Origin of the sequence: Paenarthrobacter sp. NPDC090520, assembly GCF_044769205.1 — a bacterium.
Lineage (GTDB): Bacteria > Actinomycetota > Actinomycetes > Actinomycetales > Micrococcaceae > Arthrobacter.
Genome location: NZ_JBIVXM010000001.1, coordinates 190,487 through 216,989 on the forward strand (window position 1 = coordinate 190,487; position 26,503 = coordinate 216,989).

A 26,503-nucleotide genomic window follows, 5' to 3' on the forward strand; every position below is an offset into this window, starting at 1 on the left:
CGCGGAGGACGGGGATTTCGCTGTGTGTGCGCCGGCTGCGTTTAGAGCACGTCCGAGAGGAAGCCCTGCAGGCGTTCCGTCCGTGGATCAGTGAAGAGCTGTTCCGGTGGACCAGACTCAACGACAACGCCGGCATCCATGAAGGTCACCACATCCGAGACGTTCCGGGAGAACCCCATTTCGTGGGTCACCACCACCATGGTCATGCCGCCCTGGGCCAGGTCCGTCATGAGTGCCAGGACGCCCTTCACGAGCTCCGGGTCCAAGGCGGACGTGGCCTCGTCGAAGAACATGACCTCGGGCTTCATGGCCAGTGCACGGGCTATGGCCACGCGCTGTTGTTGCCCACCTGAAAGGTTGGCAGGACGGGAGTCGGCTTTATGCTTCAAACCCACAAGGTCCAGTTGGCTCAAGGCCTCCACGCGAGCTTGGTCCTTGGACATGCCGCGGAGCTTGCGCAGAGCCAACGTGATGTTCTCCGCGACGGTCTTGTGCGGGAAAAGGTTGAACTGCTGGAACACCATGCCGATGCGGCGGCGCAGCTCGTCAGGGTTGTCCTTCAGCACGGACTTCCCGTCAAGCAGGATGTCTCCCTGATCGGGTTCGATCAGTCGGTTCATCACCCGCAGCAGCGTGGACTTACCGGAGCCGGATGGTCCAATGACCGAGGCCGTGGTGCCCTTTTCGACGTGGAGGTCGATTCCCCGCAGGACGTGGTTGCTGCCGAAGGAAAGGTGGATGTTCTTCGCGGTCAGTGACCCCGAGGTGAACTCGCTCATGCGTGGGCTCCCTTCCCGACGACGGCGGCTGCGTCGTCCGGTTCTTTCTTCTCAGGCCGGCCTGAACGCAGGCGGGCGTCAATCCAGTTCACCAGGTGCGTGAGCGGAATGGTCATGGCCAGGTAGAAGATGGCTGCGGCCACGTAGGGAGACAGGTTGCCGCTGTTGGCTGCCAGGTCCTTGCCGATCTGGAAGATTTCCCGCTCGCTGGCCAGCAGGCCCAGCATGAACACCAAGGACGATTCCTTGATCAGGGAGATGAATTGGTTGACCAGGGCCGGGAGTACCCTGCGGATGCCTTGTGGGACCACCACCAGGCGCATGGATGCGCCGTAGCCGAATCCCAGGGCACGGGAGGCTTCCAACTGTCCCTTGTCCACGCTCTGGATGCCGGAGCGGAAGATTTCGCCAATGTAGGCGCCGGACATCAGCGACAACGCGGCGATGGCCATGGGATAAGGACTGGTGGAGCCCGTCAGTTGCCGGATGATGGGTCCGAAACCAAAACCGATCACCAGGATGGTCAGTACCGGCGGGAGCCCGCGGAGAATGTCCGTGTAGATGCGGGCAACCCACCGGGCTGCTGCGTTCCGGGAAATCCCCATGAGGGCAAGCAGCATCCCGATCGCTGTCCCGATGATTCCGGAGACGACGGCCAAAACGATCGTGTTGGGCAGGCCAACGGCGAACATCTTGGGGATGACTTCGCCCATCAACTGCCAGTTGAAAAAGGTGTCAGCTAATTGCTTGAGGATATCCATGGAACGTCCGGTTTACTTGGCGGGGAGCTGGACGGCCTTGCTGCCCGGCTTCCAGCCCTGCGGGGTTTGCTCGGCAGCCGTCGGACGGTCCTTGTACCACTCAGCAGTCAGCTTGGTCCAGGTGCCGTCGGCGATCACGGCGTCCAAACCGGCGTTAAGCGCGTCCATGAGGGCCTTGTTGTCCTTGTTCACTGCGTAGGCGGTGAAGTTCTGGGTATTGACAACCTTTTCGGCGATCTTGGTGTTGTCGCCTTCCTTGACCTGGCCGTCGGCCTGCTGCGAGGGAGCAACCCAGGCGTCGATCTGGCCGTTCTTCACGTTGCCGTAAACGGTGTTGTAGTCCGGGAAGCGGACCGGCTCGATCTTCAGGGTGTTGGTGACGTAGTCATCCTGCACCGTGCCCTGGACGACACCAATGCGAAGGCCTTCCTTGAGGTCGGCGAAGCCGGTGACCTTCGCGTCGTTCTTGGTGACAACTGCCATGTAGCCGAAGTCGTAGCCGTTGGTGAAACCAACCGTCTTACGGCGTGCGTCGGTGGTGGAGATCGAGGAGGATCCGACGTCGAACTGCTTGTTTGCCACCTGGGAGAGGAGCGCGGAGAAGTCGGTGGACGCGAACTCGACCTTGAGGCCCAGCTTGTCACCGATGGCGCGCAGGAGCTCGTTGTCGTAGCCGGTGAACTTACCGGACGGGTCGATGAAGATGTTCGGCGGAGCGTCGGAGAGAGTGCCCACGCGGAGCGTTCCGTCGGTGATGAGGCCGAGCTTGGACTTGTCGATCTTATCGATCGGGGTAACGTCCGCAGTGGTGTACTTGTCCAGCGTCTGCTGGTCGCTGCCCGCAAGGGCGTCCGTAGCTGAGCTGCTGGGCTGGGAAGAACCTCCGCCACAGGCTGCGAGGGAGATCACCAGGGCTGCTGCGACGGGGGCGGCAGCCAGCCACTTGGGGGCTTTGAATTTCATGAAGAAATCACTTTCATCGATGGTCACGGAGACGTTACGCGGTGGGCGGGGAACGTGGCAGCGTCTGGATGTTGGCTGCCCTAGCAGACTTCAACCCGCCAAACTTAATTATGTCACCACGCCGCTAGGAGGCCGTGAATCGAACAAGTGATTGCTCCAATTCACTTGTGCCGAATATAAGCATCGATGATTGCAGTGTTGGCCCTGGTGTGTTCACACTGTTGGCCAGTCTGGGAAATCGGCGCCGGTTCGCTGCGTGTTCCGGAGTTCCCGAAAATCATGTGACTTGCGTCGCAAGTCTTAACCTGCCCGCTGGGCTCCGGTTTAGAACCCGCCGCGGCTGGCGTCCTCCGGCGGCAGGACCGGCCACTCGCCTTCGATGACCGCAGTGGGCTTGCTCCGCCGAAGGTACTGCTGGAAGTCCGCTGCTTGCGACGCAGCCCAGTCCACTTGCAAATGGTGCAGCTTCGACGCAGGCATGTGCAACTTGGGGAACTTCCCGGCCATGGCATCCAGGACCCGGAGGGTGGCCAGGGCATCCGCGGCAGAGGTATGGGCGTTGTCCAGGTCGATGCCATATTCCTCGCACAGAGCAGTCAGCGTCCGCTTGCCTTTCCTGAAGCGGTCCACTTGCTTGTTCATGACGTACGGATCCAGCACCGGGAAGCGGCTCAATTGGGGCACGCCGTGGCGTGCCGACTCCGCCGCGAGGACCGTGAAGTCGTAGCTGGCGTTGAAGGCGATGACCGGGGTGCCGGCGTCGAAAAGTTCCTGGAGGACGGTGGCGACTTCCCGGGTGACGTCTGCTGCGGGGCGCCCCTCCGCGCGCGCTTTGGCAGTGGTGATCCCGTGCACTTCGCTGGCCTCCACCGGGATTTCCACGCCGGGATCGGCCAACCATTCGTGTTCCTTGACCAGCCCGCCATGTTCGTCAACAACGGTGATGGATGCTGTGACAATGCGGGCGGAACGGGAATTCTTCCCTGTGGTCTCGAGATCGAATGCTGCACGGGGGAGGGTATTCCAGGAACTCATGGTTTCAAGCTACCGGCTGGCTCCGACACTATTGGGGACGACACTCCTGCAGCTAGGCTGATCACATGCGGATGGAGTACGTGACGGCGGTTCTCGCCGTGGTGGACCTCATTCCGCCGGGTGCCGCGGTTTCCTACGGCGACGTCGCAGAGCTCCTCGGATCGGGTGGTCCGCGGCAGGTTGGAGCCGTGATGAGCCATTACGGCAGCTCCGTTTGCTGGTGGCGGGTCCTGCGGGCCAGCGGCGATGCTCCGCCCGGGCATGAGTCGGAAGCGTTGCGGCACTACCTTGAGGAGTCCACTCCGCTGCACGGTGCGCACGGGGAATTCCTGCGGACCGGTGAGGGGCGCTGGCGGGTAGACCTCGCCTCTGCAAGGTGGTCGCCCACGGAGTCCGATTTCGACCATCTGGATGTGATCTCGGACCAGTTGGAGCGTCAGCTCCATATTTTGTCGGTGCCCGATGATGAAATGACTGTGTGACCGCAACAGCTTCCAAGAACCGGGGGAACCCGTCCGCACTGCGCCTGCTTCCGCCGCGCGAAGTCCACTTTGAGGCACCGGCATTGTCCGCGGACCAGCAAGCTGTCGTGTCGTTGGCCAGGGGAAGCGGCCCGGTCCTGGTGCCCGGTGGGCCCGGGACGGGCAAGTCCACCGTGCTCGTCGAGGCGGCGGTGCGGCGTGTCATTGAGGATGGCCTGGATCCGGAAAACATCCTCATCCTTGCTCCCGGAAGGCATGCTGCCGCGGCGCTGCGGGACACCTTCACGGGACGGCTCGCCCGCAGTTTGAGTACGACGCCGGCACGCACCTGGGCGTCGTACGCGTTCGATGTCATCCGGCGCGCCAAGGCGGAGGGCATCCTGCCCCTGCCGCGGCAACCAAAGCTGCTGTCCGGTCCGGAGCAGGACCTCATTATCAAGGAGTTGCTGGAAGGGCACCTCCGGCCCGGCTTCGAGCTGCCCTGGCCGGACGATTTGTCGGCTGCCCTTCCCACCCGGGGATTCCGGCACGAGATCCGGCAGTTGTTCGATCGCATCATCGAGTCCGGCAGAACAGCGGAGGACCTGGCGGCACTTGCCTACGACTGCGGACGGCCGGACTGGATTGCCGCCGCCGAACTCTACCGCGAGTACAGGGACGTGCTGGATTTGCGCATGCCCGAGGCCTTCGACCCCGCGGGAATCATCACCACCGCGCGCCAGATCTTCCAGGATTCGCCGGCCTTCCTCGCCGCCGAGCGTGACCGCCTCCACCTGATCCTGGTGGACGACGCCCAGGAGTCCAACCCGGCTGTATTCGAACTCCTCGCCGATATCGGTGAAAACAAGGACATCGTGGTGACGTACTCGCCGGATACCGTCGTGCAGGGTTTCCGTGGGGCGCGTCCGGACCTCGTGGCTGATCTTCCGTCACTCGTGGGCGGTCCCCTCGAAAGTGTCCGGGTTCGCCCGCTCGGGATCACCCACCGGCATTCCGTCCATGTGGCGGAGGCTTGGAACCGTGTCGCTTCGCGGATTTCGCAGCGCTCCGGCGGCCGGCTGGCGCGCCGCCTGGACCAGCCCCCAACCGCCGGACCCACCGCGTCCATGGCAGGAGACCGTCCGGGCGCTGGAGGAACCGGCACAGTGGAAGGCCACATACTCCCGTCGGCCGTCCACGAACTCCGGTATGTCGCCCAGCGCATCCTGGAAGCCCAGTTGCGGGACGGCAGGGAGTTCAGCCACATCGCGGTGATCGTCCGCAATGGCGGACAGATTTCGCAACTGCAGCGGTACCTGAGCGGCCAAGGGATTCCCGTGCGGGTGCCGGTAGCTGATTCCGCCGTGCGGGACGAGGTTGCGGTGCGCCCACTCCTGCAGGCCTTTGCGGTGGTCCTCGATCCGGCCACGCTTACCCCTGAGTCTGCTGTATCCCTCCTGACCTCCCGTCTTGGCGGCGCCTCCGCCATCGAGCTGCGGCGGCTTCGTCAATCCCTGCGACGCGAAGAGCTGCAGGGTGGCGGGGGGCGTTCCAGCGATGCCCTTTTGGTGGAAGCCTTGCTGCAGCCGGGCTCGCTCGCAACCTTGGGCGTCGAGGCCAGCGCGGCCCGTCGCCTGGCCCGGATGCTGGCAGCAGGAACCGCTGCTGTCAAAGAACCCGGCGCGAATGCCGAATCCGTCCTGTGGGCGTTGTGGCACGCCACAGGCCTCGCCTCGCGGTGGTCGGAAGCAGCGCTTGAGGGCGGCAACGCCGGAGCCCGGGCAGACCGGGACCTCGACGCCATGATGGCCTTGTTCCATACAGCGGAGCGGTTCGTTGACCAGCTGCCTGGGTCCGGTCCCGAACAATTCCTGGAGTACTTAATGAACCAGGAGCTGCCTATGGATACACTCGCTGCCCGTGCCCAGCTTGAAGAATGTGTTGAGTTGTTGACGCCGGCCAGCGCTGCCGGTCGCGAATGGCCCGTGGTCATCGTCGCCGGGCTCCAGGAGGGTGTCTGGCCCAACACGCGCCTCCGCGGCGAGCTGCTGGGCAGCACACTTTATGCGGATGCCGTGGAGCACGGCGTGGAGTACGCCCTGGGACGAGGGCCCTTGAGCAGGCTCCGCGATATCCGTTACGACGAACTCCGGTCCTTCTCCACTGCGGTATCCCGTGCCCGCGAAGTCCTCATCTGCACGGCTGTCTCGTCGGAAGACGAGCAGCCTTCAGCGTTTTTGGACTACGCAGCACCGCTGCCGTCCGGGGAATTCCAGCGGGAGTACACGCCCGTGGACCGGCCCATGACGCTTCGGGCGCTCGTGGCCGAACTCCGGCAGCATGCGCAGGCCGCGGAACCTGGGGTGGGCGAACCGCACCCGGCACAGGACGCCGCGCGCGTCCTGGCGCAACTCGCGGCGGCCCAACCGCCTGCTCCGGGGGCGCATCCGGATTCGTGGTGGGGGCTCGCCCCCTTGAGTTCGGAGGAGGCCATCGTTCCGGTCGGCGGGACCGTCAGTGTCTCGCCGTCAAAGGTCGAAGCTGTCCACAAGTCGCCCCTCGACTGGTTTGTCCAGGCTGCCGGCGGGGAAGCTGCCACCGACTTCGCACGCAGCCTCGGAACACTGGTCCACGGCATCGCGCAGGAGTTCCCGGAGGCATCGGGTGCCGAATATGTCGCTGAGCTTGTCCGCCGGTGGCCAACCTTGGGCATGAAGGACAACTGGGAGGGAAAGCTCGACTTCCAGAGAGCCGAACTCATGGTCCGGAAGTTGGCGCAGTACGTGCTGGTCATGAGGAGCGAAGGCCGGTCCTTGGCAGGTGTTGAGCACGACTTCGAAGTTCGGCTTCCGGATCTCACCCTGCCAGTCGAGGAGACAGATTCCGAGGAGCCGGCTGTTCGTCATGCCGTCCTGCGGGGGCAGGTGGACCGCTTGGAGATTGACGCCGAGGGCCGCCTGGTCATCGTCGATTTGAAGACCGGCAAACGTCAGCCTGGCAAGGCAGAGGTGGCCCGTCACCCGCAACTCGGGGCCTATCAGGCTGCGGTGCTGATGGGGGCCTTCCAAGACCGGGAGGAAATGGCCGCTGACGGGTCGAACGCACCCGGCGGAGCAGTACTCGCACAACTCGGCACCAAAACAAAGACGCCGGTGGTCCAGCAACAGGAGGCGTTGGACAGTGAGGACAATTGGGCTGAGCCCATGGTCACCGGTGCCGCGCACCTGATGGCGGGGGCTACGTTCGAGGCCAGGCACGATCCCGGCAAGAGTGGACATGGCGGACACGGCTGCCGATTGCCCGATGTGTGCCCACTGTGCGCCCGAGGAAAGCAGGTAACGGAATGACGCTCGACCTCCTGGACGGAGCAGGTCCTTCCAAGGCCGGCGGTATCGATAACCCCGGCGAACAACTTCCGGTTCTTTTTTCGCCGGACGAACTCGCCGGAATCCTCGGTGAAAAGAACCGGCCTACGGCGGAGCAAGCTGGCATCATCGAGTCCCCGCTGGCCCCCCGATTGGTGATTGCCGGCGCCGGTTCCGGCAAAACCGCCACCATGGCCGACCGCGTGGTGTGGCTCGTGGCCAACGGCTGGGTTCGTCCGGAGGAAGTTCTTGGCGTTACGTTCACCCGGAAGGCTGCCGGGGAGTTGGCCAGCCGGATCCGTGCCAGGCTCGCCACACTCCAGCGCATTGCGGCGGCAGACGACGGCCGGATCGGCTTTCCACCCGGCCTCGCCGAGGCCGACGATCTTGAGCCGAAGGTCTCCACTTACCACTCGTACGCCAGCGGAATCGTGTCCGATCATGGCCTGCGACTCGGGATCGAACGCGACGTCGTGCTGCTGGGCGGAGCACAGTCGTGGCAGTTGGCCAGCGAGGTGGTGGAAGCCTACGACGGCGACTTCGAGCACTTTACGGCAGCCAAGTCCACGCTGGTCAACGCCGTTATCCAGTTGGCCGGGGAATGCGCCGAACACTTGCAGGAACCCGGCGTGGTCCGCGAGTGGATTTTGGACCGCGTGTCCGGTTTTGAGCACCTTCCGTATGTTGCCGGCGCGGCTAAGAATCCAACGCAGGGGGCCAGGGAGCTTTCGTCGATGCTCCGTACCCGCGCGAGCGTGGCCGACATGGTGGTCCGTTACCAGCAGGCCAAACGGCAACGCGGCGTCCTGGACTTTGGCGACCTCGTTGCGCTGGCGGCGCGGATCGCTACTGACATTCCACTGGCAGCCGCAACGGAGCGGGCCCGCTACAAGGTGGTGTTGCTGGACGAGTTCCAGGACACCTCGCACGCACAGCTTGTCCTTTTTTCCCGCCTTTTCGGCAAGGGCCACGCGGTGACCGCGGTGGGAGACCCCAACCAGTCAATTTATGGCTTCCGGGGTGCCTCGGCCGGGCAGCTGTTCCACTTCGTGCAGGAATTCCCGGTGCGGACCACGGATCCCGTGTCCGGTGCCGCGTCATTTACCGTCGCTCCCACGTCCTTCCTGACTACGGCATGGCGCAATGGCCGCACCATCCTGGAGGCAGCAAACACCATCGCCGCGCCGTTGAACAAGGCTGCGGTTACGGGAGGTCCGGCGGGCGATCGGGAGACCTCCGCCGTCGTTCGGGTTCCTTCGCTGGTCCCCAGCCCTCTCGCTGCCGAAGGCAGCGTGGTGGTTGGCCGCTTTGGGACCGACGAGGACGAGGCCGCAACGATCGCGAGGGATATCCGACGCTATCAGCGGACCGTGTTCGAAGAGGAAAAGGACGGTACCCCTGTCAAGCCCACCATGGCTGTCCTGTGCCGGCGGCGTGCCCAAATGGAGCCCCTTCGCCGTGAGTTCGAACTCCAGGGGATTGACTACCAGATTGTGGGCCTGGGCGGTCTCCTTGATACCCCTGAAATCGTGGACCTGGTGGCCACACTCAGAGTCCTGGCGGATCCGGGTCGCTCCGACTCCTTGATGCGCCTGCTGGCCGGCGCCCGCTGGCGGATTGGCCCGGCTGACCTCATGGCACTGGGGGATTGGTCCAAATACCTTGCCCGCAGGCGCTCCAACCCGGACATCCACACGGCCTATCCGGACGATGACGAAGACCCGACTGCTGTCGTAGTGGAGAGCGACATTACCGACGCCGCCAGTTTGGTGGAAGCCTTGGACTTCCTGCCGCGGCCGGGGTGGACGTCGGGGCACGGCCGCTCGCTGACTGACGTGGCCTTGCACCGCTTGCAAAAATTGTCCGCGGAATTGCGCTCGTTGCGCAGCTACATCGGTGACGACCTCACCACGCTCCTGGGCGAAGTGGAACGTGCAATGCTCCTTGATATCGAGGTCGCCGCCAAACCCGGAACCAGCATCCATCAGGCACGCCGCAACCTGGACGCCTTCCAGGATGCGGCCGCCGGTTTCCTGCAGACCTCACAGCGCATCGACCTCCTGGCGTTCCTGTCCTGGCTGGAGGCCGCTGCCTCGGAGGAAGGGGGCCTGGATGTCGCTCCCGTGGAGGCCAACCGGGAGGCTGTCCAATTGTTGACGGTCCACGCTTCGAAAGGGCTGGAATGGGACGTGGTGTTTGTTCCCGGCCTCAACGCCGGGGCTTTCCCCAGCAACAGGGACTCGCGGTGGAGCAGCGGGGCGGCCGCGTTGCCCTGGCCGCTCAGGGGCGACCACGCCGACCTTCCGCAGTGGGACCTGGACCAGCCCGACCAAAAGGGCTGGCTGGACGCTGAAAAGGTGTTCAAATCGGAGGTCCAGCACCATGGTGAGGCCGAGGAACGCAGGCTGGCGTATGTGGCATACACCCGTGCAAAGTTCGTCCTGTGGGTCTCGAGCGCCGCGTGGAACGGCTCCAGGGCAGGAATTGCGGAGATGTCCGCGTTCCTTTCCGAGCTCGGGCCGCTGGCCGGGGACAACGGCCCGGCCAGCATTCACCCTGAGTCCGTTGCGGAGGAGTCCCTGCCGGATTCGAGCCCGCTGACTGCAACGGTTGAGGTGGCGCTCTATCCCTACGATCCCCTTGAGGGGCCGTCGGACCCGCGTACGGGGAAGAGGCTGCGGTTGGTTCCCGGTCGGCGTGCCGGCATGGATCTCGCTGCCTCGGCTGTCCGCGCCCACCTGGACCAACCCGAAACGGCCTCACCCACCGTGGACCCCGGCAGCAGGGCCGCCCGCTGGGTCCATGAGGCGCAACTCCTCATGGACCGGCAACGGCAATCCAGCACCCATCGCGACGTTCATCTGCCGAGCCATATTTCAGCCTCGCTCTTTGTCGATCTGGGAGCAGACCCTGCTGCCGTCCTTGCCCAGCTCCGCAGGCCGGTTCCCCGTGAACCGGGCATCTCGGCCCGGAAGGGGACTGCCTTCCATGCATGGGTCGAGGAGTATTTTGGCACCACCGGCATGCTTGATCTCGATGAGGCTCCCGGGTCGGACGCGCATATCGATGAAGCCTACGGACTTGATCAGATGGTTGAAGCCTTCAAGCAGTCCGAGTGGGCCCACCGGGCGCCGGCGTTCGTGGAAGTACCTGTCGAGACAAAAATCGGTGACGTGGTGGTCCGTGGACGGATTGACGCTGTGTTCCGTGACGCCGATGGTCGGTGGCAACTGATCGACTGGAAAACCGGCCGTCAGCCCGCCGGCAAGCAATTGGCTACCCGGGCCGTGCAGTTGGCCGTTTACCGGCTGGCCTGGTCACGGCTCAAGGGCGTGCCGCTGGAAGATGTCAGTGCAGCCTTCTACTACGTCGCGGAAGATGCCGTGGTACGTCCACATGACCTTGGGCAGGCAGCCGACCTTGAAGGAATCATCGCGCGCGCACTCAACCATCATGGCCCGGGTCATCCAGCAGGGCAGACCCAGTAGCGGAGGCCCACTAGGCGGAGGCCGGGCAGTTCTGCCGGGGCCTCCTGAACCAGTTGGCAAGTGACGTGGGTTTCAGCCCCTCAGTGGGGTCACGTTCACTACGCTAATGGCGGCCGTGGACGTGTCTTCCGGACCAGCACCATCATCCGGGTCCCCGACTGCTGAGTGGCCGGACGTTGCGTCGGCCTTGGCTGGCTGTTCCCCTTCCGGGACCGGAGCCACGGACACCGAGGCGGAACCGTCATCGGGAATGGCTGCGACGCTGACCGCCGGCAGAACGCCGTCGGATGATCCCACGGGCATGGCCTCTTCGGCAGACGCGCGCTCTGCGCGTTCGGCTTCGTCCAGCCTTGCCTGTTCTTCGATGTCGTCGGCAAGGGACTGGAGCATTGACTTAGCCTCCGCGGTCATCTCCTCGTGCCCGGCGGCCATGGCCTTGACCAGGTATTGGGCCAGGGCGAACTCGGCGAGCAAGGCCGCCCGCCGCAGCAGATGGCCGTCCGGCGTCTCGCGTCGGACCTGGGTGTACCGTGCCAGGACCGCGTCGATGAACGGCGCTTCGTTGGAGGCCACCAGCCAGGCGAAGTCGTCGGCGGGGTCTCCGATCCGGAGATCCGTCCAGCCGGTGACAGCGGTCACGGCGTCGTGTTGAACCATCAGGTTGTCTTCGTGCAGATCTCCATGGACCACCGAGGGATTGAAGCGCCACAGCGCCACGTCCTCCAGGGCGTGCTCCCAGCGCCGAAGCAGCGCCGCCGGGATCTTGCCGGTGGTTGCGGCCTGGTCCAACTCGTTGAGCTTGCGTTGACGGAACTCGTTGGCCGAGTAGCTGGGCAGATCGGCGCTTGTGACCAGCGCCAGCGGCAGGTCATGGATCGCTGCCAGGGCAGAACCGATGTCCCGGGCGAGGTCCGCGTTGCCGGCGGACAGTTCCTCAATGGAGAGCGTGGCACCCTGCAAATGGGCATAGACGAACGTCGTCAGGTCCCCTTGCCGCACGGTCCCGGCGATGGTGGGCACGTGGAACGGCAGTTCAGCCCTGATGGCCGGGGCGAACGCACGGAGGATCATGAATTCAGATTCCAGCCGGGTGCTTGCCTCGGGATGGCGGGGAGATCGGACACGCCACCGCTTGCCTTCCGCGTCAAGCAACAGCGCCGAGTCGAAGTCGGCGTCGTCATCGGAAGAATGAGCCGTAGCCGTCGGCGCCAATCCAGGCACCGCCGCAGTTGCTACAGCGGCCAGTTCAAGCGGTGTTCTTCTCACGTCTCCAACGGTAGATTGAGCGGAGCCGATGGCCATGATGCAGTGCGGCGAGTCTCCAGATCCGTAGCAAAACAGGACTTCAGGCCACCTCGAAGCGACTGTCCGGCCGTATCCACATCAAGGGCCCGCCAAATGTTCTTTGTCGGCATGAGTCAGTACGGTAGATACATGAGCTACACGGAGTCTCCTGCGCCGGCCAATCACCTCATGGACACTGTCCTTCCAGTGCGTCCTGCCGTGGTGGACCGTGGCTCGGGTGCCCGCCTCAAGCCTGGCATGGTGGAGGACCTGATCGCCTCGGGAACAGCCCAGGCCATGGTCATTTCGCAACGCAAGGCCCTTGTGACGGAGCAGGGGCTCTGGTTCGGTGATGCGCTCCGCCTGTGGGAGGCCCTGAACCTGGCGGAAGACAACCCGGCGACTGCAATCTACCTGGGCACCACCTTGGGTCCGTCCTCCCTTCCGGAAGGCAGCGCAGTGCTGCTGTTCACGGTCGCTCAACCCCCGGCGCCCGGCACGTCGCTCATACCGGCTGACGCTCAGTGGGCGGGCTTCCGCGAAGTCGCCGGAAGGCTCGACGCCAGCGATACTGCTTTGTTCATCGAAGCCAGCGCCATCAGCAACTGGCATGCAACACATACACACTGCCCGCAGTGCGGTACTCCTACGGACCTGGAAGCAGGCGGGTGGGTGAGGCGCTGCCCCAGGGACAACTCCGAGCACTATCCCCGGACGGACCCGGCCATTATTGTCACGGTGGTGGGCCCGGACGGCCGTCTGCTCTTGGGCGGCGGCGGTCCCACGGACGCGAAGAACTACTCCACCCTGGCAGGATTCGTCGAGCCGGGCGAATCCCTGGAGCAGGCCGTGGTCCGGGAAATCGGGGAGGAAGTCGGTGTCCGCGTGACCGCGTGCCAGTATCTGGGCTCGCAGTCCTGGCCGTTCCCGGCTTCGCTCATGTTGGGTTTTACGGCCACCACCAGCGATTCCGTCGCCAAGCCCGACGGCGTCGAGGTCACCCGTGCGCGGTGGTTCAGCCGCGAGGAACTGCAGGCCGCCGTGCTGAGCGGTGAAATCACCATTTCCACCAGGCTGTCCATCGCACGGTCCCTGATTGAGCATTGGTACGGCGGCGTCATCGAAGACCTCCAGCCGTGACCCAAGGCATGGTTGACACCGACGGTTCGCTGGAAGAACGAATACTCGGTGGTTTGGACGAGGAACAGCGGGAAGTCGCCGGCACCTTGACGGGCCCCCTCTGTGTCCTTGCCGGTGCGGGCACGGGCAAGACGCGGGCCATTACCCACCGGATCGCCTATGGGGTGCACTCGGGGGTGTACTCCCCGCAAAGGCTGCTGGCCGTTACGTTTACGGCACGGGCGGCGGCCGAGATGCGCAGCAGGCTACGGGATCTCGGCGTTCCCAACGTCCAGGCGCGGACCTTCCACGCCGCGGCGCTGCGGCAGTTGCAGTTTTTCTGGCCGCAGGCAATTGGCGGAACCTTGCCTAACCTGTTGGACCACAAAGCCACCATGATCGCCGAGGCCTCGCGGAGGCTCCGGCTCAGCACGGACCGTGCTTCCATCCGGGATCTTGCCGCAGAGATTGAATGGGCCAAGGTTTCCATGCTGACCCCGGCGAACTACCTTGAGAACGCAAAGGACAGGGGCGCCCCCGGCGGATTCGACCTGACGGCCGTTTCCCGGGTGTTCCAGGCTTACGAGGACATCAAGACGGACCGCAACGTCATCGACTTTGAAGATGTGCTGCTCATTACCGTGGGCATCCTGCAAGAGGATCCGAAGGTGGCGGCCACGGTCCGGGAACAATACCGGCATTTCGTCGTGGATGAATACCAGGACGTTTCACCGCTCCAACAGCGGCTTCTGGATCTTTGGCTGGGGGGCCGTGACGAGCTGTGCGTGGTGGGTGATGCCAGCCAGACCATCTATTCATTCACGGGTGCTTCCCCGAAGCATCTCCTCGGATTCAAGGCGCAGTATCCACAAGCCACAGTGGTCAAGCTCGTCCGCGATTACCGTTCAACCCCCCAGGTGGTGAAACTGGCAAACGACCTCCTCGGTTCCCGGCGCAGCGGCGGGCCGGTGGCAGATGCCGCGTGGGCCCCGCCGCTCAAGCTTGTCGCGCAGCGGCCTTCCGGACCCGAGCCACGTTTCCTTGAATGCCCGGACGACGAAGCCGAAGCTGCTGTGGTTGCCGGCAAGATCCAGGAGTTGCTGGATGCCGGTGTCAAGGCAAGCGAGATTGCCATTCTCTTCCGTACCAACGGCCAGTCAGAAGCCTATGAACAGGCCTTGGCATCGGCCGGCATCGGGTACCAGCTCCGCGGCGGCGAGAGGTTCTTCGCCCGAAAGGAGGTCCGCGATGCCATCCTGCAGTTGCGGGCCGCTACCCGGGCCGTCCAGGAAGGAACCCCGGAACCCCTGGGCCAGCTGGTCAGGGACATCATTGCCTCCCTTGGTTACACGGACACAGCCCCGCATAGCGGTGGGGCCCTCCGGGAGCGCTGGGAATCGTTGGCTGCCTTGGTGGCCTTGGCTGACGAACTTGCTGTCAGCCGGGGGGAGTCCTTCAGCTTGGCGGAGTTCGTCAATGAGCTGCAGGAACGCTCCGTTGCCCAGCATGCTCCCACCGTCCAAGGAGTCACTCTTGCCTCCTTGCATGCCGCGAAGGGCCTGGAATGGGATGCCGTTTTCCTGGTTGGCCTCAGCGAAGGACTCATGCCCATATCCTTCGCGGATTCTCCCGAAGACGTGGATGAGGAACGCCGGCTGCTGTATGTCGGAATCACCCGCGCGCGGGAACACCTCAATCTGTCGTGGTCTGCGGCCCGGACACCGGGTGGCCGGGCCAACCGCAAGCCGTCTCGGTTCCTTGACGGCCTTCGCCCTGATTCTGTCGCATCGGCGAACGCCAGGAGCCGCGCGGGTGCGCCTCGTCGAAAAGCCGCTGCACCGGCGTCGTGCCGTGTCTGCGGGAGCATGCTCGCCACCGGAGCCGAACGCAAAGTGGGGCGCTGCAAGCAATGTCCCCCCAGCTATCAGGAACAGACCTTCGAAGCGCTCCGCCAGTGGCGTCGCGAGGAGGCCCAATCGGCAGACGTGCCCGCTTACGTGGTTTTCACCGACGCCACTTTGACGGCCATAGCGGAGGCGCGGCCGGAAACCCTGGAGCAATTGGCGGGACTCGCCGGAGTGGGGCCGTCAAAGCTGGAGCGCTATGGGGAGGCCGTGTTGGAGGTACTCACTGAAAGCGCAGAGACCTGATGGCGGACGAGATTCCCCTTCGCACCGATGACGGGGCTCCCGTCATAGTGCGCCGTTCCGCGCGCCGTCGGCGCACGGTCGCAGCTTTTTGGGAGGACGGCAATGCCGTTGTGGCCATCCCCGCCAGTTTCACCAAGGCGCAGGAACGCGAATGGGTTCGCCGGATGTTGGCCAAGCTCAAGGCCAAGGGCGAACGCCGGGGGAGCGGCGACGGGAGAAGGCGTCCGTCGTCGGACTCTGCTTTGGCGCAGCACGCTGCCCTGTTGTCCCGCACCTACCTCGGTGGCCGCGCTGTTCCGACGTCGGTCCGCTGGGTGACCAACCAGAACTCACGCTGGGGCTCGGCTACCCCGTCCGAGGGCACCATCCGGCTCTCGCACAAGCTGCAGCCCATGCCCCAGTGGGTTGTCGACTATGTCCTGCTGCATGAACTGGCGCATCTTCTGGTGGCCGGGCACAACGCTGCGTTTTGGCGTCTGCTGGAGGCCTACCCGGAAACGGAAAGGGCGAAGGCGTTCCTCGAAGGCGTGAGCTTTGCCACCTCCCGCGGCTTGGGCGAAGGCCCCGCCTCGGTGGACACAGACGAGGATTAAGCAGCAGTGGCCGCCCGGTTTTCCGGGGCGGCCACTGTCAGGCGCTATTTGGAGGGCGCTTCAGGTTCTCCCTCATCAGGGCCGGCGCCGCCGGAAGGTTCGTCGGACGGCGAGTCACTGCCCGCTTCATCCGAAGAGTCGTATCCACCGCTCAGGAGCTTTTGCAGAGCATCGTCCACTTCACTGTCGCTCGCTTCCGCCAGGCGGCGGCGTTCCGAGAAACCCTTGGGGTCGTCCAGGTCCTCGCCCGTTGGCAGGAGGTCCGGGTGGTGCCAAATGGCGTCCCGTCCGGCAATCCCGCGTTCATCCTTGAGCGTGGCCCACAGCGTCGCAGCGTCACGGAGCCGTCGGGGCCTCAGTTCCAGTCCTACCAGGGAAGAGAACGCGTGCTCCGCAGGTCCGCCGGTAGCGCGCCGGCGCCGCACCATCTCGCGCAGTGCAGAAGCGGACGGCAACAACTTTTCGGTGGCTTCCGCGGTGAGCTCGTCAACCCAGCCTTCCACCAGTGCCAGCGCCGTTTCGAGCTTTTCGAGGGCGGCCGTCTGGACCGGGGTGCGTTCGGGCGTGAAGACACCCTGGGACAGGGCTTCCTGGATACCCTCGGGGTTGCTGGGGTCCAGGTCACGGGCCAGGTCTTCGATCCGGGACATATCGATGTGGATACCGCGGGCGTAGGCTTCGATGGCGCCCAGCAAATGTCCGCGGAGCCAGGGAACCTGGACGAACAACCGGGCGTGGGCGGCTTCGCGGACGGCCAGGAACAGCCGGACATCGTTCTCGGGCAGGCTGAGTCCTTCGCCGAATTTCGCAACGTTGGCAGGCAGCAAGGCCATTTCCAGGTCGGCGAGCGGGACCCCGATGTCCGTTGAGCTGACCACTTCGGCAGACAGGGCTCCGATCGCCTGGCCCAGTTGCATGCCGAAGATGGCTCCGCCCATGTTTTGCAGCATGGATGATGCGCCACCCATCATGGACTTCATTTCTTCGGGCAGTTGCTGGCTGAGGGCGCCGGAGAGGGCATTGGCGATGCTGTTGGCTACGGGTTCCGTCAGCCGCTTCCAGGTGCCCAGGGTTGCCTCGACCCATTCGGCGCGGGACCAGGCCCGGCCGATCAGGCCGGTTGAGGGGAGGTCCGTCACGGGGTCGAGCCAGAGTTCCGCCAGGCGGAGGGCTTCGTCGATCTCGCGCTTTTGCGTCGAGTTCACGGAGGGGTCGCTGCCCGCGGCGGCGACGCGTCGGGCGTTCTCGTGGGCCAGTTGCCAGTTGACGGGTCCTTCGGAGGTGGAACTCATCATGGCCTGCACCTGGGCGAACATCTGCTGCAACAGTTGCGGATCGTTGGGCAGTCCGGCGGCTTTGGCGAGTTCGGCGGGATCGATGTTGCCCATTCCCTGGCCGCCCATCAGGTTCTGCAGCATTTCTGCCAGAGGGTCCTTGGGGTTGTCATCGTCGTTTGACGGGTTGTTGGGGTTGGTAGACATGGTGCCGCCGATCGTCGAACTGGCTGGTGATCACTTTCACCGTACCGCGCAGGGGAGGGGCTGTCTGCCTGCGGGCGGCGTAGTTCGCTGTAGGCAAAGCAGCCTTGCAAGGTCCGGACCGCGTAGTGTGGATGCTTGGTATGTTCCCTGTGCCGCTGCCGGCGGCAGGAGCGAAACTGCCGTCACGCAGTGCCGGCTGAGAGAGGCCTCAATGCTTACTTCGCCCAGTCCCGAGGGCTCGGTTGACCCGCGTCAAACGCCCGACGCCGATCCCTCCTCTGCGCCAGCGTCACCGCCGGGCAGCAGCCGCTACATGATCATGATCGTGTCCGGCCTCCTTGCCTTGGGGCTCGGTGTAGGAGCCGCTGCGTTGCCTGTTCCCTACGTGGTGGAATCTGCCGGCCCCACCTTCAATACCTTGGGCCAGGACGGCGACAAGCAGGTCATCACCATCTCGGGACGCGAGTCCTTCCCGGCGAAGGGCAATCTGGACCTCACCACCGTGGTGATGACGGGAGGTCCGAAGAGCCCGGCCACCATCTTTGACGTCTTCCGTGCCTGGTTGGACAAATCCAAGGCCATCTACCCGGAGGAGCTGATCTATCCCAAGGGGACAACGGCGGAGCAGACCGTCCAACAAGGCGAGATCGCCATGGAGACGTCCCAGGAAAACGCCGTTGCTGCAGCTCTGCGGGAGTTGGACATTCCGTTCGAGCAGCGTCTTACCGTCGCGGGTCTTTCGGATGCGTCACCATCCGCCGGCAAAGTCCAGGACGGGGACCGGTTGGTCTCCATCAACGGCAAGCCGGTCACATCCATGAGCGTCATCCAGGCGGAGTTGTCAGCGGGAGCCGGGGCTCCGGCAACGGTTGTGGTTGAACGGAACGGTTCGGTTGTCACGGAAACCGTGACGCCAACCAAGAACTCCAACGACCGATACGTGCTGGGGGTCCTTCTTTCCAGTGATTTCACCTTCCCGTTCGATGTGAAGATTTCGCTGGACAACGTTGGCGGACCGAGTGCCGGGATGATGTTTGCCCTCGGGATTGTGGACAGCCTGACGCCGGGGGACATGACCGGCGGCAAGCACGTGGCCGGAACGGGAACCATCACTGCGGACGGTGCCGTGGGAGCCATTGGCGGGATCGCGCAGAAAATGATCGGTGCCAGGGACCACGGGGCCACCATGTTCCTTGCCCCTGCGGCGAATTGCGCCGACGTGGTTGGTCATGTGCCTGATGGTCTCCAAGTGGTCAAGGTGGAAACACTGGCTGATGCCACCACTGCCGTGGAACGGCTCGGCAGCGGCAAGGACACGTCAAGCCTTCCCACCTGCACAAACAACTAGACTGGCGGTGGAACTTAGCTCCACCGCCACTCGTGGCATATATGACGGCTCTGCCTGCACCCAGCGGTGAAGCTGTCAAAGCACACGCACACCGACTTTTAATTGACGACCACCAATGAGGTACAGAGTTTGTCCCGTCCCGCCAGCTCCAGCCCGCCCGGAAGATCGCCGCTGAGACGAGGTGCCCTGACTTCGACGCTGATCGTCGTAGCCGTGGCGGTCGTCGGTTTCATATTCTTCGCCAACGTGTGGACAGATGTCCTGTGGTACCAGCAGTTGGGCTTCTTCGAGGTTTATATCCGCGAGAACCTTGCCCGGATCCTGACGTTCCTGGTTGGCTTCGCCATGATGTTCGCGGCCGTCTTCTTCGCCATCCGCATCGCGTACCGCTCACGCCCAGTCTATGCCCCTGACGCGGAGTCGCGCGACAACCTCAACCGGTACCAGGCGCAGCTCGAGCCGGTACGCCGCGTGGTCATGATCGGCCTGCCCATCCTCTTCGGCCTTTTTGCCGGGAGCGCCGCAGCCAGCCAGTGGCAGAAGGTCCTCCTGTTCTTCAACCAGGAACCGTTTGGCCAAACTGACCCGCTGTTCAACATGGACATCAGTTTCTACCTCATGTCCCTGCCCTTCCTGGGCTTCATCACCGGATTCCTCATCAGTATCGCGGTGGTTGCCGGAATCGCGGGCATCCTGACGCACTACCTCTACGGCAGCATCCGCCTCATGGAGCGGGGAATCTTCACCAGCCGGGCTGCGCAGATCCACATTGCCGTAACGGGCGCGTTCTTCCTGCTGCTGCTCGGCGTCAACTTCTGGCTGGACCGTTACACGACGGTCCAGAGTGCTTCGGGACGTTGGGCTGGTGCGCTCTACACCGATGTGAACGCCGTGGTTCCCACCAAGGCGATTCTCGCAGTGGCCGCCGGCCTCGTAGCCATCCTGTTCATCGTGGCAGCGGTCATCGGCCGCTGGCGCCTTCCGGTTATCGGAACGGCCATGCTGATCATCACGGCCATCCTTGCCGGAGGCGTTTATCCATGGGTCATCCAGCAGTTCCAGGTACGCCCGTCCGAAAACACGCTGGAGCGGGAATTCATCGGCCGCAACATCAACATGACCCGGGCTGCCTATGGCTTGGACAAGATCGATGTATCGGCCTATAACGCCACCACCACTGCAACGAGCGGTGCCTTGGCCAAGGACGCGCAGACGGCCGCCAACATCCGTCTCCTGGACCCGAACCTGATCTCGTCGGCGTTCTCCCAGCTTGAGCAGTACCGCCCTTACTACCAGTTCCCGCAGACGCTCAACGTAGACCGCTACACGGTCGACGGGAAGGTGCAGGACACTGTCATCGCTGTTCGCGAACTGAACCCGGATGGCCTGAGCGCCAACCAGCAAACCTGGGTCAACCGGCACATTGTCTACACGCACGGTTACGGCGTGGTGGCCGCAAAGGGCAACAAGTTCACCGCGGACGGCAAGCCGGATTTCCTTCAATCGGGAATTCCTTCCAGCGGTGTCCTGGGTAACGACTCCAGCTACCAGCCGCGCATCTACTTCGGTGAAAACTCGCCGGAATACTCCATCGTGGGTGCTCCGGAAGGTGCCCCGCACCGTGAGCAGGACCGTCCGGCCGGCAGGGAAGGCAGCGGTGAAACCCAGTACACCTTCACCGGCAACGGCGGGCCGAACGTCGGAAACTGGCTGAACAGGATCCTGTACTCCATCAAGTTCCAGTCTTCGGACCTGCTGCTTTCCGACGGCGTTAATGAGAAGTCGCAGATCCTTTACGACCGCAACCCGCGCGACCGCGTCGAGAAGCTGGCACCGTACCTCACCGTGGATGGAAATGCCTATCCTGCCGTAGTTGACGGACGCGTCAAGTGGATCGTTGATGGCTACACCACCAGCCAGTACTTCCCGTACTCCCAGCCACAGCAGCTCCAGAACGCTACTGCCGACTCGCAGACGAGTGCCGGACGCACTGTTGCCCTGCCCAACAGTTCGGTCAACTACATCCGCAACTCGGTCAAGGCCACGGTGGATGCCTATGACGGCTCGGTGACGCTCTATGCGTGGGACGACCAGGACCCCATCCTCAAGGCCTGGCAGAAAGTCTTCCCCACCACGTTGAAGCCGTTCACTGAGATGTCCGGTGACCTTATGAGCCACGTCCGGTACCCGGAAGACCTCTTCAAGGTCCAGCGTGAACTGCTGGGACGCTACCACGTCACGGATGCGGACAGCTTCTACCAGAACAACGATGCGTGGAGCGTTCCGAACGATCCCACGGTGTCCGAAGCAGTGAAGCAGCCGCCGTTCTACATGTCCCTGCAGATGCCGGACCAGGACAAGCCTGCTTTCCAGCTGACGTCCTCCTTCATCCCGCAGACGGTGAACGGCAGTGCACGGAACATCTTGTACGGATTCCTTGCCGCTGATTCCGACGCCGGTAACGTCAAGGGGGTCAAGGCCGACAGTTATGGCCAGTTGAGGTTGCTCCAGCTGCCCACCGACACGCAGGTCCCGGGTCCGGGCCAGGCGCAGAACAAGTTCAACTCCGATCCCACAGTTTCGCAGGCCCTGAACCTGCTGCGGCAGGGTGCCTCGGATGTCTTGAACGGCAACTTGCTGACCCTGCCGGTTGGCGGCGGCTTGCTGTATGTGCAGCCGGTTTACCTGAAGTCGACCGGTGAGACCTCCTACCCAACGCTGCAGCGCGTCCTGGTGGCGTTCGGCGACAAGATCGGCTTTGCGCCGACATTGGATGAAGCCCTGGATCAGTTGTTTGGAGGCAACTCCGGTGCCACAGCCGGCGACTCGGACAACAACGGCCAGACCCCGGCCACTCCGCCGGGGACAACCACCCCGCCGGAAGGCAGCACGGATGCCAAGGCAGACCTCAAGGCAGCCCTCGATGAGGCCAACAAGGCAATCGTGGATGGCCAGGCTGCCCTCGCCAAGGGTGACTTTGCGGGCTACGGAGACCAGCAGAACAAGCTGTCCGCGGCCCTTAAGAAGGCCCTTGACGCTGAAACCCGGCTGGGTGTGACGCCCGCGCCGACGGCTACCCCCAGCGCCACTCCAAGCGCGACGCCGTCTCCCTCGCCGAGCAACTAGCCCGGCAACGATTCACTGAGGCAGGTGCCCGTTCCTCTCAGGAGCGGGCACCTGCTGCATGTGGGGGAGATGCACATCACGTAGCCAGGATTTGGTCTCCCATTCACCGGACGGTAATGTTGTTCTTGCGACGCGGGGTGGAGCAGTTCGGTAGCTCGCTGGGCTCATAACCCAGAGGTCACAGGTTCAAATCCTGTCCCCGCAACTGGAGAAAAAGTCCGGATCAGCACATGCTGATCCGGACTTTTTGTTTGCGTGGAGAATGCTCCTCGAACATCGTCGGGCTGAATGATGGTAAACGTGATCTGCGGCACGATGGCGCCGAAGTGGTCAAAACCGCAGTCGCCATAGGGTAAAGTTGTTTGAGCGACGCGGGGTGGAGCAGTTCGGTAGCTCGCTGGGCTCATAACCCAGAGGTCACAGGTTCAAATCCTGTCCCCGCAACTGGGAAAGGCCCGGATCAGTATTAACTGGTCCGGGCCTTTGTTTTATCCGCACAGTCTTGGTGCCGGCATCATGTTCCCGCCGGCAACGGGGCATGTCACGCCAGGAAGGTCCGCATGGTCAAAGAAGACTACGACGACGTACCCGAACCCCAGGTTCTGCAGAGGGACAGCCCAGTGGCCGTGTACCAGCAGGTAGCGGACGTTTTGACAGATCAAGTGAGCCGGCTGGAGCCGGGTTCGCGCATCCCTACCGAAGAGTCGTTGATGGACCAGTACGGGATCAGCAGGACCACCGTACGGAAGGCCATCGAAACCTTGGTGGCAAAGGGCCTGTTGGTCCGCCGCCAGGGTAAGGGAACCTTTGTCATGGCCCAGCGGCCCGTGCGGATGCTGAACCGTCTGGCACCCTTCATGGAGACGTTTACTGCTGCCGGAATGAAGACGGTCAAGGGCTTGATCGAATACAAGTGGATGGAAAAGGACCGGACCGTTCCAGCCAAGCTCGTATCCGACGACAACCTGGTCCTGGTTATTCGCCGATCGTACTCCAGCGCCGGATGGCCCTATGCGATTGCAGAGATCTTCATTCCATCCCACATTGGCCGCCACATCAGCCTCGCCGATGCGGAGAAGAACTCCATCTACCAGGTGATCCAGGACAGGACCCTGAAGCCGCTCCAGCGGGCCGAAATCACCGTGACCATGCATGCACCCCCTGAGCACCTTGCTGATGCCCTCAACGTGCGGGGCTTCCCCATGGTGCCGCGCCTGGAGCGGACCACGTTGGGACCCGATGGCGAAGTCCTGGAATGTACCGTGACGTACTTCCATCCCAAGGGGTTTGAGATCCGGGCTGAAGTTGCCACGGAAGCAAGCCCCGGGGCGGACAATGCAGGAGTGCCCGCGAGCTAGTCCCGGCGGTCGGTTGCAGGGCCAGCGCAGGCCTCTTAAACGGCGAATGGCCGGGTCCAACAGAACCCGGCCATACGCATGGGACTTGCGGAGTCAGAGCTTGTCGAAGTCTGCCTCGTCGATGGTGGCACCGGAGGCTGCAGGGGCCCCGGCACCGAGGGCAGGCTTGCTGCCACCGGACTTGAGCGCTGCCAGGCGGGCCTCGATTTCCGTCTGCTCACCCAGGTCTTCGAGCTGGTTGAACTGGGCGTCGAGGCTTGAAGCCGCCAGCTCCTGCTGTCCAAGGACCTTGGCTTCTTCCCGGCGGATCTTTTCTTCGAAACGGCCAACCTCGCTGGTGGGGTCCATGATGTCGATGCTCTTGAGGGCGTCGTGCACCTGGGACTGGGCAGCAGCGGTCTTGGAGCGGGCCACAAGCTCGTTGCGCTTGGCGGTGAGTTGGTTGAGCTTGTTCTTCATTTGGTCGAGGCCGCTCTTGAGCTTGTCCACAACTTCGGTCTGGGAAGCGATGCTCGGTTCGGCCGCCTTGGCTTCGGATTCAGCCGTCATCTGGCGCTGGATGGCAACCTTCGCCAGGTTGTCGAACTTCTGTGCGTCTGCGGCGTCGCCGGCCGCGCGGTACTCATCGGCTTTTCGGGAGGCTGCGAGAGCCTTGTTGCCCCAGTCCTGGGCGTTCTTGACGTCCTCGTTGTAATCGGCCTGCAGCATTCGCAGGTTGCCGATGGTCTGGGCAACGGCTGACTCGGCCTCGGCAATGTTGTTCGTGTAGTCGCGGACCATCTGGTCCAGCATCTTCTGCGGGTCCTCGGCCTGGTCAAGCAAAGAGTTGATGTTTGCCTTGGCCAGTTGTGCGATCCGACCGAAAATGGACTGCTTAACCATGGTGTTGCCTTTCGTCCTGCTCAGTGGAGCCCACTGAAATCAGTGATCAGTTGTTGTACCGCTTCTACATGGGGCGGGAACCCCACCTAGTTTGTGCTGGCCGGAACCAGTGTGGTGCCTAGAAGCTGCCGGAGTCGCCGCCGCCGAAGTCTCCTCCGCCACCGCCCCAGTCGCCTCCGCCGCCTGAGTCGCCGCCGAAGAAGCCGCCGCCTCCACCGCCGTCGCTGTGGCCACCGCCCCAGCCGCCGTGGCCGCCGTTAAGGATGGAGTTGATGAGGATACCGCCAAGGATGGCGCCGCCGAGGCCTCCGCCTCCGCCGCCTCCACCGAACATGCCGCCCCGGCCGTAGCCTTGGTCTGCATAGCCAAAGTGGTCAACGTCAGCCTGAGCCAGTTGAGCCGCCTGCGCCGCAAGCGAGTGTGCCTGCTGGGCGTAGGTCAGGGCAGTCACAGGATCGTTGCGTGAGATCGACAACGCGTAGTCGAGGTTCCGCTGGGCTTCTGCCAGACGGGTCCTGGCTTCGGTCCCCACCCCTCCGCGGCGTGCAGTGATGTAGTCCGATGTGGCACTGATCTGTGCCTGTGCTGCCATGATGGTCTGCTGCAGGGATGCCTGGGCACGACGCGCCTGCTCTTCCTGGTCCCGAATGCCGGAGAGGGACTGGTCCAACGCCTGGTGTGCTGTCTCCACGCGGTTGAGCGTTGCCAGGGGATCGATCCTGCCGCCTTGGATTTCTGTCTTGACCTGCGCCAAGGCCGCTTCGACGCCGGCTACCGGCCCGGCAAGTTCCGGGTGCTGGCCGGACTGGATCATGGCCCGCGCCTGGGCCAGGTCCTGGCTTGTTTCGGCAACGGCGCTCTCCAAGGACGTGCGGGCCTCGTCCAGGCTTCCTGCGGTCTTGGAAATGGCGTCGATCAGCACGTTGGTCTGGTGCAGGCTCTCTTCTGCGGCGCGAACCGCAACGGCGGCCAGGCTGTTCTCGCCCGAGCCAAGCTTCTCCTGCGCTGTTGCGGCTGCGTTGTTCACGAAGGCCAGGCGTTCCTTGGCCTGCATGATGTTGTCCGAGACCTGGGCGACGGCCGAGTCGGCATACTTGGCCCGGAGCGTCTCCAGCGACTGTTCCGCAGTCGCAATTTTCGCATCTGCCTCACGTGCGCCGTCCGTGACCGCGGCCAGGGCCTGGGGCGCGTTCTTTTCCAGTTCGCGCAGCGAATCGAAATCGGACTTCTGGTCCCGTAGCGACGCCAGGGCAGCTTCGGAGCGGCGGATGATTTCGCCGAGCCAGCTCCGCTGCTGTTCCTCGGTGTCCGGAATGTGGTCATCGAGCTGCTGCTGCAGCTTAAAGGACTCAGTCATGTGGCCCTTGGCTTCCTGCAGGGCCTTGGTGAAGTTGCCGATCGCGGCGTCGCCGTACTGCGCCTGCGCGAAGCCCAGCTCCTGTTCGCTGGACTTGATGGCATCGTCCGCTTCGATGAGCAGCGAGCCGCTCTTCTGCCGGAGTTCCGGGATGCTGAGGCCGGCCAGGGGATCGAGCTGTTCGCCCTGGGGTCCGTAACTGGCGCTGGAGGCCTGCCCGGACTTCTTCCGCCGGTTGCGGAGGTACAGGTACGTGCCCACGCCACCGGCCGCAACGACGCCGACACCCACCAGGACGCCTGCGCCTGCGTTGCCGCTCGGCACGGTTCCGCTGCCACCGCCGGCCGCGTCACCAATGGCAGCCGCGGTGTCGATGGCAGCCTGGGCATAGTCCTTCTTGCCGGCGCCAAGGTTCGCTGCGATGGCGTTCTGGGTGATGTTCGTCCGCTTGGAGTAGATGGAACTCGCGGAGTTGGACGCAAAGTAATATTGTCCGGCGGTCGAGATGGCCAGGATGACGTCCGCCGGTCCCATCTTCTTGTTCGATGCGACAGCCTGCCCCCACTGCGCAGGATCCGACGGGTTCTCGAAAGAGTTCACCGTCACCACATAGAGGTTGTACTTGTGGTCCTTCAGCGTCTTCTGGATGGCGTCCTGGACTTCGCCCTTCCGGCTGCCGAGGACGTTGGCATCATCGACGATGTTTTGGCCCGATGGTATGGTGACCGGATCAGCGGCCCACGCCGCGCCGGCCGGGAGGGCCAGCACTCCAGCCACGCCAATCACGGCGAGTACACGTTTCACTATTGACCGCATGTGCAACCCTTCAGCACGTCTGCGACTGGAACAGGGCGAACCAATCGTCACAGAATGCTCAGCGCCCCCACGCATGGTGTGTAAAGCCGCAGGTCGCTGTGGCAATTCCTCTTGATTCTATGGTGCACCTGATACCC

The 26,503-nt window shown here is 63.7% G+C and carries 17 protein-coding genes and 2 tRNA genes; 11 read left to right on the forward strand and 8 right to left on the reverse strand.

Annotated features, from left to right (window positions below; all coding sequences use genetic code 11):
* Positions 1 to 41: 41 nt before the first annotated feature.
* The 4 genes from ACIQTZ_RS01020 to ACIQTZ_RS01035 all read right to left on the reverse strand — a co-directional run bounded on the left by ACIQTZ_RS01020 (position 42) and on the right by ACIQTZ_RS01035 (position 3,538).
* Complete coding sequence (locus ACIQTZ_RS01020; RefSeq protein ID WP_400329562.1) at positions 42 to 779, reverse strand: amino acid ABC transporter ATP-binding protein; 738 nt, start codon at positions 777 to 779, stop codon at positions 42 to 44.
* Positions 776 to 1,540, reverse strand: a complete 765-nt coding sequence (locus tag ACIQTZ_RS01025; RefSeq protein ID WP_400329565.1) for an amino acid ABC transporter permease — start codon at positions 1,538 to 1,540, stop codon at positions 776 to 778. Before ACIQTZ_RS01025 ends, ACIQTZ_RS01020 begins: the two co-directional genes overlap by 4 nt.
* 12 nt (positions 1,541 to 1,552) lie before the next feature.
* A complete protein-coding gene (locus tag ACIQTZ_RS01030; protein WP_400330593.1) occupies positions 1,553 to 2,503 on the reverse strand; it encodes a substrate-binding periplasmic protein in 951 nt (316 codons plus the stop codon).
* Between the two features lie 324 nt (positions 2,504 to 2,827).
* Positions 2,828 to 3,538: a 3'-5' exonuclease gene (locus tag ACIQTZ_RS01035; RefSeq protein ID WP_402943688.1), complete on the reverse strand. Its 711-nt coding sequence runs from the start codon at positions 3,536 to 3,538 to the stop codon at positions 2,828 to 2,830.
* Positions 3,539 to 3,603: 65 nt separating this feature from the next.
* On the opposite strand from ACIQTZ_RS01035, the gene ACIQTZ_RS01040 reads away from it, so the two are divergent.
* Genes ACIQTZ_RS01040 through ACIQTZ_RS01050 form a run of 3 tightly spaced genes read left to right on the forward strand, consistent with a single transcriptional unit; the run spans position 3,604 to position 10,852 of the window.
* Positions 3,604 to 4,020, forward strand: a complete 417-nt coding sequence (locus ACIQTZ_RS01040; protein WP_400329571.1) for an MGMT family protein — start codon at positions 3,604 to 3,606, stop codon at positions 4,018 to 4,020.
* Positions 4,017 to 7,346 (forward strand): ATP-dependent helicase, encoded by a 3,330-nt coding sequence (locus ACIQTZ_RS01045; protein WP_402976741.1) that lies wholly within the window; start codon positions 4,017 to 4,019, stop codon positions 7,344 to 7,346. The genes ACIQTZ_RS01040 and ACIQTZ_RS01045 overlap by 4 nt, the downstream gene beginning before the upstream one ends.
* Positions 7,343 to 10,852 (forward strand): ATP-dependent helicase, encoded by a 3,510-nt coding sequence (locus ACIQTZ_RS01050; RefSeq protein WP_402976744.1) that lies wholly within the window; start codon positions 7,343 to 7,345, stop codon positions 10,850 to 10,852. The genes ACIQTZ_RS01045 and ACIQTZ_RS01050 overlap by 4 nt, the downstream gene beginning before the upstream one ends.
* A 72-nt stretch (positions 10,853 to 10,924) precedes the next feature.
* On the opposite strand, the gene ACIQTZ_RS01055 is transcribed toward ACIQTZ_RS01050, so the two are convergent.
* A complete protein-coding gene (locus ACIQTZ_RS01055) occupies positions 10,925 to 12,118 on the reverse strand; it encodes a macrolide 2'-phosphotransferase (RefSeq protein ID WP_402976747.1) in 1,194 nt (397 codons plus the stop codon).
* A 168-nt stretch (positions 12,119 to 12,286) separates the two neighbouring features.
* Here ACIQTZ_RS01055 and nudC point away from each other — a divergent pair, with 168 nt between their 5' ends.
* Genes nudC through ACIQTZ_RS01070 form a run of 3 tightly spaced genes read left to right on the forward strand, consistent with a single transcriptional unit; the run spans position 12,287 to position 15,998 of the window.
* Complete coding sequence (nudC, locus tag ACIQTZ_RS01060) at positions 12,287 to 13,276, forward strand: NAD(+) diphosphatase (protein ID WP_400329583.1); 990 nt, start codon at positions 12,287 to 12,289, stop codon at positions 13,274 to 13,276.
* 8 nt (positions 13,277 to 13,284) lie between these two features.
* Positions 13,285 to 15,405 (forward strand): ATP-dependent DNA helicase UvrD2, encoded by a 2,121-nt coding sequence (locus tag ACIQTZ_RS01065; protein WP_402977252.1) that lies wholly within the window; start codon positions 13,285 to 13,287, stop codon positions 15,403 to 15,405.
* Positions 15,405 to 15,998, forward strand: a complete 594-nt coding sequence (locus tag ACIQTZ_RS01070) for a M48 family metallopeptidase (RefSeq protein WP_400329586.1) — start codon at positions 15,405 to 15,407, stop codon at positions 15,996 to 15,998. The genes ACIQTZ_RS01065 and ACIQTZ_RS01070 overlap by 1 nt, the downstream gene beginning before the upstream one ends.
* A gap of 44 nt (positions 15,999 to 16,042) precedes the next feature.
* Here ACIQTZ_RS01070 and ACIQTZ_RS01075 read toward each other — a convergent pair whose 3' ends face one another.
* Positions 16,043 to 17,479 (reverse strand): zinc-dependent metalloprotease, encoded by a 1,437-nt coding sequence (locus tag ACIQTZ_RS01075; protein ID WP_402976751.1) that lies wholly within the window; start codon positions 17,477 to 17,479, stop codon positions 16,043 to 16,045.
* A gap of 211 nt (positions 17,480 to 17,690) precedes the next feature.
* On the opposite strand from ACIQTZ_RS01075, the gene ACIQTZ_RS01080 reads away from it, so the two are divergent.
* The 5 genes from ACIQTZ_RS01080 (at position 17,691) to ACIQTZ_RS01100 (ending at position 23,311) form a co-directional block, all read left to right on the forward strand.
* On the forward strand, positions 17,691 to 18,827 hold the full coding sequence (locus ACIQTZ_RS01080; protein ID WP_402976754.1) for a PDZ domain-containing protein: 1,137 nt from the start codon (positions 17,691 to 17,693) through the stop codon (positions 18,825 to 18,827).
* 129 nt (positions 18,828 to 18,956) lie between these two features.
* Positions 18,957 to 21,953: a UPF0182 family protein gene (locus tag ACIQTZ_RS01085; RefSeq protein ID WP_402977255.1), complete on the forward strand. Its 2,997-nt coding sequence runs from the start codon at positions 18,957 to 18,959 to the stop codon at positions 21,951 to 21,953.
* Positions 21,954 to 22,084: 131 nt separating this feature from the next.
* Positions 22,085 to 22,158: transfer RNA gene (locus ACIQTZ_RS01090), tRNA-Met, on the forward strand.
* Between the two features lie 165 nt (positions 22,159 to 22,323).
* Positions 22,324 to 22,397 (forward strand) — tRNA-Met (locus ACIQTZ_RS01095).
* A gap of 116 nt (positions 22,398 to 22,513) precedes the next feature.
* Positions 22,514 to 23,311 (forward strand): GntR family transcriptional regulator, encoded by a 798-nt coding sequence (locus ACIQTZ_RS01100; protein ID WP_402976757.1) that lies wholly within the window; start codon positions 22,514 to 22,516, stop codon positions 23,309 to 23,311.
* Between the two features lie 93 nt (positions 23,312 to 23,404).
* Here the strand turns inward: ACIQTZ_RS01100 and ACIQTZ_RS01105 are convergent, their stop codons facing one another.
* Positions 23,405 to 24,193 (reverse strand): PspA/IM30 family protein, encoded by a 789-nt coding sequence (locus ACIQTZ_RS01105; RefSeq protein WP_400269764.1) that lies wholly within the window; start codon positions 24,191 to 24,193, stop codon positions 23,405 to 23,407.
* Positions 24,194 to 24,311: 118 nt separating this feature from the next.
* Positions 24,312 to 26,366 (reverse strand): TPM domain-containing protein, encoded by a 2,055-nt coding sequence (locus tag ACIQTZ_RS01110; protein ID WP_402976760.1) that lies wholly within the window; start codon positions 26,364 to 26,366, stop codon positions 24,312 to 24,314.
* Positions 26,367 to 26,503 lie beyond the last annotated feature (137 nt).

Excerpts from the sequence above, each read along its gene's own strand:
- nudC (WP_400329583.1), top strand. The coding sequence starts at position 12,287 with ATGAGCTACACGGAGTCTCCTGCGCCGGCCAATCACCTCATGGACACT.
- ACIQTZ_RS01030 (WP_400330593.1), bottom strand. The coding sequence starts at position 2,503 with ATGAAATTCAAAGCCCCCAAGTGGCTGGCTGCCGCCCCCGTCGCAGCA.
- ACIQTZ_RS01080 (WP_402976754.1), top strand. The coding sequence starts at position 17,691 with ATGCTTACTTCGCCCAGTCCCGAGGGCTCGGTTGACCCGCGTCAAACG.
- ACIQTZ_RS01035 (WP_402943688.1), bottom strand. The coding sequence starts at position 3,538 with ATGAGTTCCTGGAATACCCTCCCCCGTGCAGCATTCGATCTCGAGACC.
- ACIQTZ_RS01075 (WP_402976751.1), bottom strand. The coding sequence starts at position 17,479 with ATGTCTACCAACCCCAACAACCCGTCAAACGACGATGACAACCCCAAG.
- ACIQTZ_RS01065 (WP_402977252.1), top strand. The coding sequence starts at position 13,285 with ATGGTTGACACCGACGGTTCGCTGGAAGAACGAATACTCGGTGGTTTG.
- ACIQTZ_RS01040 (WP_400329571.1), top strand. The coding sequence starts at position 3,604 with ATGCGGATGGAGTACGTGACGGCGGTTCTCGCCGTGGTGGACCTCATT.
- ACIQTZ_RS01020 (WP_400329562.1), bottom strand. The coding sequence starts at position 779 with ATGAGCGAGTTCACCTCGGGGTCACTGACCGCGAAGAACATCCACCTT.
- ACIQTZ_RS01025 (WP_400329565.1), bottom strand. The coding sequence starts at position 1,540 with ATGGATATCCTCAAGCAATTAGCTGACACCTTTTTCAACTGGCAGTTG.
- ACIQTZ_RS01100 (WP_402976757.1), top strand. The coding sequence starts at position 22,514 with ATGGTCAAAGAAGACTACGACGACGTACCCGAACCCCAGGTTCTGCAG.
- ACIQTZ_RS01050 (WP_402976744.1), top strand. The coding sequence starts at position 7,343 with ATGACGCTCGACCTCCTGGACGGAGCAGGTCCTTCCAAGGCCGGCGGT.
- ACIQTZ_RS01110 (WP_402976760.1), bottom strand. The coding sequence starts at position 26,366 with ATGCGGTCAATAGTGAAACGTGTACTCGCCGTGATTGGCGTGGCTGGA.
- ACIQTZ_RS01105 (WP_400269764.1), bottom strand. The coding sequence starts at position 24,193 with ATGGTTAAGCAGTCCATTTTCGGTCGGATCGCACAACTGGCCAAGGCA.
- ACIQTZ_RS01070 (WP_400329586.1), top strand. The coding sequence starts at position 15,405 with ATGGCGGACGAGATTCCCCTTCGCACCGATGACGGGGCTCCCGTCATA.